The organism is Micromonospora marincola (assembly GCF_056150385.1).
This window is the reverse complement of record NZ_JAXCFT010000014.1, coordinates 14651-25611: the sequence shown is the minus strand read 5'-3', so window position 1 is coordinate 25611 and position 10961 is coordinate 14651. Positions and strand designations below refer to the sequence as shown.

The following is a 10961-nucleotide window of genomic DNA, read 5'->3' as shown; positions in this document are numbered from 1 at the left end:
GAAGGAGTACCGCCATGCCCGCGGCCCAGGACACCATCCTCGCCGAACTCACCGAGATGATCGACGCCGTCCTCGGTGACTTCGCGGACGACCAGGTGATCACCATGGACACCACGTTCTCCGACGACCTGGGGATGGAGAGCATCGACGTCGTCGCGCTCGCCGGCCGGCTCCAGGCCCGCTACGGCGACACGGTGAACTTCGCCCACTTCGTCGCCAAGCTGGATCTGGAGACCGTCCGTGAGCTGAAGGTCGGGCAGCTCGTCACGCACATCGCCGATTCGTTGGCGAAGGCCGGCGAGGTCGGGGCGGGCACCCGGTGACCATGGTCCGGGCGAACGGGATCACCCTGCACACGCAGCGGCTCGATCCCCCCGGTCCGGCCGCCGCCGGCCGGACCGGCCCGCCGACCGCCGTGCTGATCCACGGGATGGCCTCGGACACCATGGCGAGCTGGTACTTCACCCTGGCCGAGCCGTTGTCCCGGGCCGGTGTCCCGACCGTCCTGTACGACCTGCGCGGCCACGGGCGCAGCGAGCGCCCCGCCACCGGGTACGCCCTGGACGACTTCGTCGACGATCTGGCCGCATTGCTCACCGGCCTCGACGTGACAGGTCCGCTGCTGCTGCTCGGCAACTCGTTCGGCGGGACCATCGCCTTCGGATACGCCGCCCGGCATCCGGGACGGGTGGCCGGCATCGTGGCCGTGGAGTCGGCCCCGCCGGTCCCCGAGTGGATGCGCCGGGTCCGCGAGCGACTCGCCCGGGTCGCCGCCCGGCTGCCCCGCGGCGGGGCGGTCACCGAGATCGGGGCCCGGCGGGGCCGGGTGGCCGCCCAGCGGGCCGCGGAGACGCAGCGGATGCTCGCCGACACCAGCCTGGGGCGGGAGCTGCCGGCGAGTCCGCTGCCGACGACCGAGGCGCTGGCCGCCATCGGCTGCCCGGTGCTCTGCCTCTACGGCGGCGACTCGGCGGTGGTGGAGCTGGCCCCGACGGTACGCGGGCTGCTGCCGCAGACCCGGGTCGTGGTGCTGCCCGACCAGAAGCACACGGTGCTGATCGACCGGCCGGAGGAGGTCCGCCGGCTCGTCCTCGCCTGGCTGGCCGAGGACTGCGCACTCGACCTGGCCCAACCCACCACCGCATGACGGCACGACACGCAGGAGGTCTTCCGATGGACACCCCGATCACCGGCCGGTCGATCATCATCAGCAATGGTCGGTGCGGCTCCACACTGCTGTCCGACCTGATCCACGAGGAGCCGGACACCCTGTCGGCCCAGGAGTTCTTCATGTCGGTGGCGCCGTGGGCGCGCAGCGCCGAGGTGCTCACCGGCGCCGAATACTGGGCGGTGCTGGCCAGCCCCAAGGCGGAGCTGTCCACCCTGTTCCGGATCGGGTTGCCGCCGAAGGAGGTCCGCTACCCGGCCACGGGCCGGTGGGCCGACCGGCTGACCGAGCTGCCCCGCATCCTGGCCATCACCCTGTCGAAGCTCACCGCCGACCCGGACGCGCTGTTCGACGGGCTCGCCGAGCGGGTGCCGGGGTTCCGCACCCAGACGGTGGCCCAGCACCACCACGACTTCCTGGACCTTCTCGCCACGCTCACCGGCAAGACCCGGTGGGTGGAACGCTCCGGCGGCTCCAGCCACGTGGCGCCGTACCTGCTGCGGGGTTTCCCGGACTGCAAGGTCGTCTACCTGACCCGCAACTGGGAGGACACCGCCCGGTCGATGAGCCGGCACTCGTCGTTCCAGCTCATCCAACTGCGGGTGGAGTTCCTCGGCCGGTGCGGCCTGGACCCGTTCCGGGTCGGTGCGGACCAGTCGGTGCCGGACGATCTCCAGCGGTACCTGCCGGACCGGCTGACCGCCGACGCGCTGCGGGAGCGCGGCGCGGACCTGCGCCGCTACCTGGGCCTGTGCGCCTTCATGAGCAGCCAGGCCGATCAGGCGCTGCGCGACGTGCCCCCGGAGCACCTGCTGCGGATGTCCTACGAGGACCTGGTCGCCGAACCGGTCGGGGAGCTGACCGGCCTCGGTCGGTTCCTGGACTTCCCCGACCCGTCGGGCTGGGCCGAGCGGATGGCGTCGCGGGTCGTCGTCCCGGCGCCCCGCAGGCAGCCCGCCGCCGTCTGACCGGTCCCTGTCCGTCCCACCCGCCCGAAACCGGCGGGTGTCCCCCTTCCGTAGAAAGAGAGACAGTTGAATCCACTCCGGATCTCCGCGCGACGGTTGATGGCCGTCGTCGCCGTACTCGGACTCGGGCCCGTGCTTGTGGCTCCCTCGGCGGCGCTCAGCGCGCCGCTCGACGCCGCCGGCGCGGCCGGCTCGCACCAGAGCAGCCCGCAGTTGCTCGCCAAGGCCCAGCCGGACGAGTGCTTCGCCGGGATCGGGCTGGCGTACCCGGCCGGCCCGCCGTGCGCCACCGGGCAGGCGAAGGTCAACCAGGCGTACCTGTGGGGGATGACCCGGGCCGGCAGGACGCTGTGGTTCGGCACCGGGGCGAACGTCAACTGCCTGACCAGTGGGCGGGCCCTGCGCAACACCAAGCCGACGGTGAACGACGACTGGGTCTGCGAGTACGGCGAGAGCCAGGTCGCCAAGCGCAACCCGCAGTTGCCGCCCATCCTCGGCGATCACCGGCAGCCGCGCCTCTACACCTACGACACCCGGACCAACAAGCTGACCGAGAAGACCGACCTGGTGAAGGCGGCCTCCACCGAGGACGCCAACCGGTTGCAGACCACGGCGGGCATCCGGGCGGCCGGCAACTTCGGCGGGGTGGCGCTGCTCGGCGGCCCGGCGTTGGGCACGAGCGTCAACCTGTTCGCGTTCGACACCGACACCGGCGCGTACCTGGGCTCCCGCAACTTCCCGATGTACGGCAACATCCGGCACTTCACGGTCGCCGGTGACGCGCTGTACGCCGGGGTGGGCGTCGGCGCGAACGGCGGCGAGCGCGGCAACGTGCTGCGGTGGTCGGGCAGCAAGTCCGACCCGTTCGCGTTCACGGTGGTGGCGAACCTGCCGGCGCAGGCCGCCGACCTCACCGTGCACCAGGGTCGGGTCTTCGTCACCACCTGGCCGGGCTCGGACGACGAGCTGGCCGGGCCGACCGCAGGCGCCGCCGCCCCGCCGGCGAGCATCGCCGCGGTCTGGATGAGCCCGCCGCTGGCCTCGGGCGCCCCGGGACTCAACCCGGAGGACGCCGACGGCTGGCAGCAGGTGTGGAACGTGTCCGCCTACGAGCCGGACCCGGTGGTGGCCCGCGCGTACGCCCTGGGCGGCCTGGCCTCCTACGGCGGCTTCCTCTACTGGGGCACGATGCACGTGCCGATGAAGGCGACCACTGTGCACATGGCGACGTATCCGCCGGCGGACGAGGCGGCGGCCCAGGCCACCATCCAGAACACCCAGCGGTCGATAAGCATCTACCGGGGTCGCAACTTCGGCACCCACTTCCAGAAGATCGACCTGTTGTACGGCTCGACGGAGCTGCCCGCGTACGACCCGGCGGCCAATGGTGGGGCGGGGGCGTGGGCGTTGCAGTCGACGCACCAGACGCCGAAGTTCGGCCCGGCCGGTTTCGGTAACCCGTACAACAACTACACCTGGAAGATGGTGGTGGCCGGCGGGAAGTTGTACGTCGGCACGATGGACTGGAGCTACCTGGCCAAGGAGCTGGGCAAGGAGGCGGCCGCCGAGCTGGGCCTGTCGCCGGAGCTGGCGGACGATCTGGCCGAGGCGCCGATGGAGGCGGCCGGGATGCGGGCCAGCGCCCTGCCCGAGGCGGTCTACGGCGGTGACCTGTACGCGTTCACGTCGCCGACGAAACCGGCGACAGCCGTCGACAAGACCGGGTTGGGCAACTACCTGAACTACGGCATCCGCAACATGGTTTCCGACGGTCCGACCGTCTACCTGGGGATGGCGAACCCGATGAACCTGCGGACCGATCCGGGCGACGACGTCCCCGAGGGCGGTTGGGAACTGATCCGGCTCCGGGGTCACTGAGGGCCGGGGGCCGGTCCGGTGACAGCGCCGTCGCCGGGCCGGCACCCGCTCGCTGGCCGAATCCTGGCGCATCCCTTACCTGGCTCGAACATTCGCGGGCGAAAGTATTCATATGATGCCTTTTACCGTTATTCGGTCTGACGTCGAGGCGGAACCTCACCCGTCCCGCCGGCCGGCGGCCTTCGGTTCCACGGCCCGCCTCGCCGGAACGCTCGCGCTGCTCGTCAGCCTGAGCACCGTCACCGGGTGCAGCCTCGGCCGGCAGGACGACGGACCCACCGGCGGCGGGTCCCGCCCGGCGGCAGGCGCCCCCTCCTCCGGCGCGGCACGCCCGGCACCTGATTTCCCCGTCGGCAGCTCCACGCACACCATCACGGTGGACGGGCGGGAACGCAGCTACCGGCTGTACCGGCCCGCCTCGGCCGATCTCGCCACGCCGGTCCCGCTTGTGGTGATGCTGCACGGCGCGGCCGGCACCGGCGAGCAGGCCGAGCAGGCGTACGGCTGGACCGGACAGGCCGACCGGGACGGCTTCCTGGTGCTGTTCCCCGACGGGCTGAACCGGGCCTGGGCCGTCGGCCCGCAGTGCTGCGGCGCACCCGCCCGTGAGGGCGTCGACGACGTCGCCTTCATCACCGAGCTGGTCGCAAGCGTCGGACGGGACCTGCCGGTCGATCCGGCCCGCCGCTACGTCACCGGGATCTCCAACGGCGGGCTGCTGGCGTACCGGCTCGTCTGCGACACCACCACCTTCGCCGCGATCGGGGCGGTGGCGAGCACGCTCACCGGGCAGTGCCCCGACCCGAAACCGGTTTCGGTGCTGCACATCCACGGCCGGGAGGACCAGACCATGCCGTACGGCGGTGGCCCCGGCCGCCGGGACAACGACGGCACCGGCCGCAACCCGGTGAAGATCGACGGACCGCCCACCCCCGAACTGGCCGCCCGCTGGCGGGCCGTCGACGACTGCGCCGCGCCGAAGGCGACCACCGACGGGCCGGTCACCAGGTCGACGGCGACCTGCGCCCAGGGCCGCGCCGTCGAACTGATCACCATCGCCGACGCCGGCCACCAGTGGCCCGGCGGTCGCCCCAACCCGCCCCGCGCGGAGAAACTCCTCAACCTCGATCCCCCCTCCACGGCGCTGAACGCCACCGACACCATCTGGCGGTTCTTCGCCGCGCACCCCAAGCCCACCGGCGGCTGACCTGCTTGCCGGCGCCGATGGCATGCCGGCATTCCGCACCCGCAGAACAGGAGTTGAGATGCCCAGCAGAGACGGGCCGGCCGTGGTCGAGGTCGACGATCTCGTCAAGCGTTACCCCCGCACCGACACCAACGCGGTGGACGGGCTGTCGTTCACCGTCGCGCCGGGCGAGATCTTCGGGTTGTTCGGGCCGAACGGGGCCGGCAAGTCCACCACCGTCGGCATCCTGACCACCCGGCTGCGGGCCACCGGCGGCCGGGCCCTCGTCGGCGGGATCGACGTGGGCCGGGACCCGGCCGCCGCCCGCGCCCAACTGGCCGTGGTGCCCCAGCACAACAACCTGGACCGGGCGCTGACTCCCCGGCAGAACCTGGTCTACCACGCCACCTACCACGGGGTACGGCGACGCGACGCGCAGGCCCGCGCCGAGGAGTTGCTGGACCGGTTCGGCCTGGCCGAGCGGGCCGACCGGAGGATCGAGGCGTACTCCGGCGGGATGGCGCAGCGGTTGATGATCGCCCGTGCGCTGGCCCATGAGCCGGCGGTGCTCTTCCTCGACGAGCCGACAAACGCCCTCGACCCGCAGACCCGCCTGCTGATCTGGGCTCAGCTCCGGCAACTGCGCGAACGCGGGGTGGCCATCGTGCTGACCACCCACGCGATGAACGAGGCGGCCCGGGTGGTCGACCGGGTCGGCATCGTCGACCACGGCCGGCTGCTCACCCTCGACACCCCGACCAACCTGGTCCGGGGCCTGGCCGGTGACGCGCTGCTCGACCTGACGGTCACCCCGGCCGGCGGCGACGACCCCGACGCGCTCTGCGCCGCCCTCGGCGAGCTGACCGGCGTACGCAAGGCGGAACGCTTGGCGGCCCCGGCCGCGCCGGCCGGATGGCGGCCCGGTGCCGGCGGGGCGGGGCTGGCCGGGGCGGGGCTGGCCGGAGCCGGGGCGGGCGGGGCCGGGGTGTTGGCCGCGCTTGCCGCCAGGAGCGGTGGTGGGCGGCCGGGTGGCGGGCGGCTTGCCGCCCTGGCCGACGCGGGCCTCCTCGGGCGCAGCGGTGGCGCGGCGGGCAACGGCGGTCCCGGCGGTGACGCGGCGGGCAACGGCGGTCGCGGGCGGTTGCGCATCCGCCTGCACCTGGCCACCGACCCCGCCGCGCTGCTCGGGCCGGCGGTGACCGTGCTCACCACCAGGTCGGCGGCGATCAACGCGGTCGACATCGGCGAACCCAGCCTGGAGGACGTGTTCATCGAACTCACCGGAAGGCAACCGCGGTGACCGCTCTCGACACCCCGACCCCGACCTCGCTGCGCCCGACCTCCCGACCGCGCCCCCGCCCCGGGACCGGACGGGTGTTCGCCGCCGTGCTGCGCCGCGACCTGATGGTCACCGGCCGGGAACTCTGGGTCATCCTGGTGCAGGTCGGGATGACCCCGCTGTTCATGCTCTTCGTCTTCAACACCGTCCTGGGCAGCCAGGGCCTGGTCGGGCGGGGTTTCGCCGACGTGTTCCTGCCCGGCATCATCGCGCTGGCCGCCCTCACCACCGCGTTGCAGAGCGTGGCCCTGCCGCTGGTGAAGGAGTTCGGCTTCACCATGGAGATCGAGGACCGGCTGATGGCGCCGTTGCCGACCGGGTACGTCGCGATCGGCAAGCTGGTGATCGCCACCATCCGGGGGTTGCTCGCGGCCGTGCTGATCTACCCGCTCGGAGCGCTGATGGTCGGCTCCGCGCCGTGGCGGCCGGCGGGGCTGCCGCTGGCGTTCGTGGTGGCGCTGCTCGGCGCGTGGATCGGCGGGGCGCTCGGGATGAGCCTGGCCACCACCCTGCCGGTGCAGCGGATCAACGTCACCTTCGCGGTGATCCTCACCCCGATCATCTGGACCGGCTGCATCCACTACCCGTGGCCCCGGCTGTCGTCGGTGCCGTGGTACCAGGCGGTCACCGCGCTCAACCCGATGACCTACGTCTCGGAGGGGGTACGCGGGGCCCTGCTTCCCGGCGTACCACACCTGCCGGCCTGGGTGTGCCTGACCGTGCTGACCGGGATGGCCGTCGTGCTGACCTGGGTCAGCGTCCGCTGCTTCGGCCGTCGGGCGATCCAGTGACCACGTCCACCCCGCACCGAGGAGTTGCCATGACAGACCCCACCCCCGCCGAATCCGACGCGACGCCCGCCCGAGGACCCGCTATGAGCAGCGGCTCGACCGCGTACCAGGTGTCACAGCTCGACGAGTTGGAGGCGGAGAGCATCTTTGTGATGCGTGAGGTGGTGGCCGAGATGGAGCGGCCGGTGCTGCTCTTCTCCGGTGGTAAGGACTCGATCGTGATGTTGCGGTTGGCGCAGAAGGCGTTCGCGCCGGCCAACATCCCGTTCCCGGTGATGCATGTGGACACGGGGCACAACTTCCCGGAGGTGTTGGACTACCGCGACCGGCGGGTGTCCGAGCTGGGCCTGCAACTCATCGTGGCGAGTGTGCCGGAGGCCATGAACAAGGGTCTGGTGCGGGAGGCGGCGGACGGGACGCGGAACCGGATCCAGACGCCGGTGTTGTTGGACGCGGTGGAGAAGCATCGGTTTGATGCGTTGTTCGGTGGGGCGCGGCGGGATGAGGAGAAGGCGCGGGCGAAGGAGCGGGTGTTCAGTTTCCGGGATGAGTTCGGGCAGTGGGATCCGAAGAACCAGCGTCCGGAGTTGTGGTCGTTGTATAACGGGCGGCATCATCCGGGGGAGTCGATTCGGGTGTTTCCGTTGTCGAACTGGACCGAGTTGGACATTTGGCATTATATCGCGCGAGAGGGGATTCCGTTGCCGTCGATCTACTTCGCGCATGAGCGGGAGGTGGTGGAGCGGGATGGCATGTTCTACGCGGTGAACGAGTTCTTCCGGGCGCGTGCGGGTGAGCAGCCGTTCACCGCGGTGGTGCGGTATCGGACGGTGGGTGACGCCTCCTGCACCGCGGCGGTGCGTTCGGATGCGGACTCGGTGGAGAAGGTGATCGAGGAGGTCGCCGCGACCCGGGTCACGGAGCGGGGGGCGACTCGGGGTGATGATCGGGTCAGTGAGGCCGCGATGGAGGACCGTAAGCGGGAGGGCTACTTCTGATGGGTACCGAGATGCTGGCGCCGGCTGAGTCGTTGCCTGAGGCGCGGCCGATGGACCTGTTGCGGTTCGCGACCGCCGGGAGTGTGGATGACGGTAAGTCGACGCTGATCGGCCGATTGTTGTATGACACGAAGTCGTTGTTCAGTGACCAGTTGGCGGCGGTGGAGGCGGTCAGCGCCGCGCGGGGCGACGAGTACACGAATTTGGCGTTGCTGACCGACGGGCTGCGGGCGGAGCGGGAGCAGGGCATCACCATCGACGTGGCGTACCGGTACTTCGCCACGCCGCGGCGTAAGTTCATCATCGCCGACACCCCCGGGCACATCCAGTACACCCGGAACATGGTCACCGGGGCGTCCACCGCCGATTTGGCGTTGATCCTGGTAGACGCCCGTAAGGGTCTGGTCGAGCAGTCCCGACGGCATGCGTTCCTGTGTTCGCTGCTGCGAGTGCCGCACCTGGTGTTGTGTGTCAACAAGATGGACCTGGTCGACTTCTCCCAGGAGGTGTTCGAGCGGATCGCCGACGAGTTCACCGCGTTCGCCGCGAAACTCGACGCCCCCGACCTCGCGGTGATCCCGGTGTCGGCGCTGCAAGGCGACAACGTCGCCACCCGCTCCGACAACATGCCCTGGTACGAAGGGCCGTCACTGCTACACCACCTGGAACACGTCCACATCGCCTCCGACCGCAACCTCGTCGACGTCCGCTTCCCGGTGCAGTACGTGATCCGCCCCCAGTCCACCACCGTCACCGACTACCGCGGCTACGCCGGCCAGGTCGCCTCCGGCGTCCTCAAACCCGGCGACGAAGTCATGGTCCTGCCGTCCGGATTCACCAGCCGCATCGCCGCCGTCGAAACAGCCGACGGCCCCGTCGACGAGGCGTTCCCCCCGATGTCGGTCACCGTCCGCCTCACCGACGAAATCGACATCTCCCGCGGCGACCTGATCTGCCGACCGAACAACGCCCCCATGGTCGCCCAGGACATCGAAGCCATGATCTGCTGGATGGACGAAGCCCGCCCCCTCCACGTCGGCGGCAGATACACCATCAAACACACCACCCGCACCGCCCGCGCGATCGTCCGCGACCTGCACTACCGCCTCGACATCAACACCCTGCACCGCGACGACACCGCCGACAACCTCAAACTCAACGAAATCGGCCGCATCCGACTCCGCACCACCATCCCACTCCTCGCCGACGAATACCGACGCAACCGCACCACAGGCGGCTTCGTCATCATCGACGAAACCACCAACCGCACCGTCGCCGCCGGCATGATCGTCGAAGGCACCTGAGCCCCACCCCCGTCCCCGACACGCGCCAGATTCACGCAAAGAGTGGCTATCCGAGCGTGGATAGCCACTCTTTGCGTGAAACCGGGCCCCTCGACCTCGACCTGGAAGTTGGGGTTCACCGTAGGCGGGGCCGCCGGGATCAGCCCGTGGTGCAGGAACGGACCTGGGCTCTGGCGCCGCTGTTGCCGTTCATCATCGTGGTGAAGCCGAAGGTGTTGCCGCTGCCGTTGGACCGCATCGTCATCACGTAACCGGTGCTGTCCCAACTGGGGGTGCCGTTCCAGGTGGTGACGATCCGCTGCGGAGCGGTCACCGCCACGACCACGGTCCAGTTGCTGGCCCCCTGAACCGTCACCGAGGTGTTGTACCGGTCACCCCAGACGTTGGGGGTCGTCGCCGTCGCCGTGCACCCGCCGCTGGGCGGTGGGGTGGTGGGCGTGCCGGTCGGCGGCGCGGTGGTCGGCGGCGGAGTGCCGTCCGGGGCCACCGCTCGGCCGGTGCTCGGTGAAATCATGCCCGGACAGAGGTTACGGCTGTTCAGGTTGGCCACGATCTGCGGAATCGCGTCGCGGGTGTTCTGGATGCCGTCGTGCATCAGGATCACCTGGCCGGCCTGGAGGCGGCTGGCGTTGGAGACGATCTGGCTGACGCTGGCGCCGTTCCAGTCCTGGGAGTCGACGTCCCAGATCACCTGGCGCAGGCCAAGCGACGTGGCGACCGACTGGAGGGTCGAGTTGGTCTCCCCGTAGGGCGGGCGGAACAACTGCGGCCGTACACCGGTCGCCGACTGGATCGCCGAGTTGGTCTGGGAGAGGTCCGACTGCATCTGGCTCTGGCTCATCGAGGTCATGTGCGCGTGGTTCCAACTGTGGTTGGCCACCCACATGCCGGCGTCGACCTGGGCCCGCGCGGCGGACTGGTTGCCCTGCGCGTTCTGCCCGATGTTGAACATGGTCGCCCGTACGTTGTTCGCGCGCAGCACGGACAGCAGTGCGCTGGTGTTGCCGGTCGGCCCGTCATCGAAGGTGAGGCCGACGTACCCGTTGCAGGTGGCGGCGCTGGACGGAGTGGCCGCAACCGCGATACCGGCGGCGCTCAGCGCCACGGCGGAGGCGAGCACCGCCAACCGGATGGTGAGACGCGATGTTCGAGGAGCGGACGGGCGGCGGGAGCCGCCGATGCTGACGTACATGCGCAGGTCCTCCTTGGGACGGGTGACACCTGTCGACGCCTGGATTAATCGACAGGGATTAATGTCACCGCGATCGGAGTATTGCAGCGGTGTTTCGAACACGTCAATGACTTTCCGGAAGTTTTCCGGAACAGACC

The 10961-nt window shown here is 70.4% G+C and carries 10 protein-coding genes; 9 read left to right on the top strand and 1 reads right to left on the bottom strand.

Annotated features, from left to right (window positions below; translation table 11 throughout):
• Positions 1–14 precede the first annotated feature (14 nt).
• The 9 genes from SM450_RS23780 (at position 15) to SM450_RS23740 (ending at position 9632) form a co-directional block, all read left to right on the top strand.
• Positions 15–323: an acyl carrier protein gene (locus SM450_RS23780; protein ID WP_474621983.1), complete on the top strand. Its 309-nt coding sequence runs from the start codon at positions 15–17 to the stop codon at positions 321–323.
• A 2-nt stretch (positions 324–325) separates the two neighbouring features.
• Positions 326–1147: an alpha/beta fold hydrolase gene (locus SM450_RS23775; RefSeq protein WP_474622069.1), complete on the top strand. Its 822-nt coding sequence runs from the start codon at positions 326–328 to the stop codon at positions 1145–1147.
• Between the two features lie 26 nt (positions 1148–1173).
• Positions 1174–2136 carry a sulfotransferase domain-containing protein gene (locus tag SM450_RS23770; protein ID WP_474621982.1) on the top strand — a complete coding sequence of 321 codons (963 nt, stop codon included), beginning with the start codon at positions 1174–1176 and terminating at the stop codon, positions 2134–2136.
• Positions 2137–2202: 66 nt separating this feature from the next.
• Entirely contained in the window at positions 2203–4014 is a 1812-nt protein-coding gene (locus tag SM450_RS23765) for a hypothetical protein (RefSeq protein WP_474621981.1), read from the top strand.
• Positions 4015–4129: 115 nt separating this feature from the next.
• Positions 4130–5221 (top strand): extracellular catalytic domain type 1 short-chain-length polyhydroxyalkanoate depolymerase, encoded by a 1092-nt coding sequence (locus SM450_RS23760; protein WP_474621980.1) that lies wholly within the window; start codon positions 4130–4132, stop codon positions 5219–5221.
• Between the two features lie 58 nt (positions 5222–5279).
• Positions 5280–6500: an ABC transporter ATP-binding protein gene (locus SM450_RS23755; protein ID WP_474621979.1), complete on the top strand. Its 1221-nt coding sequence runs from the start codon at positions 5280–5282 to the stop codon at positions 6498–6500.
• Positions 6497–7330 (top strand): ABC transporter permease, encoded by an 834-nt coding sequence (locus SM450_RS23750; protein ID WP_474621978.1) that lies wholly within the window; start codon positions 6497–6499, stop codon positions 7328–7330. Before SM450_RS23755 ends, SM450_RS23750 begins: the two co-directional genes overlap by 4 nt.
• An 83-nt stretch (positions 7331–7413) precedes the next feature.
• Positions 7414–8328 (top strand): sulfate adenylyltransferase subunit CysD, encoded by a 915-nt coding sequence (gene cysD / locus SM450_RS23745; RefSeq protein WP_474621977.1) that lies wholly within the window; start codon positions 7414–7416, stop codon positions 8326–8328.
• Positions 8328–9632, top strand: a complete 1305-nt coding sequence (locus SM450_RS23740) for a sulfate adenylyltransferase subunit 1 (protein ID WP_474621976.1) — start codon at positions 8328–8330, stop codon at positions 9630–9632. The genes cysD and SM450_RS23740 overlap by 1 nt, the downstream gene beginning before the upstream one ends.
• A gap of 139 nt (positions 9633–9771) precedes the next feature.
• Here the strand turns inward: SM450_RS23740 and SM450_RS23735 are convergent, their stop codons facing one another.
• On the bottom strand, positions 9772–10824 hold the full coding sequence (locus SM450_RS23735) for a polysaccharide deacetylase family protein (protein ID WP_474621975.1): 1053 nt from the start codon (positions 10822–10824) through the stop codon (positions 9772–9774).
• Positions 10825–10961: the final 137 nt, after the last annotated feature.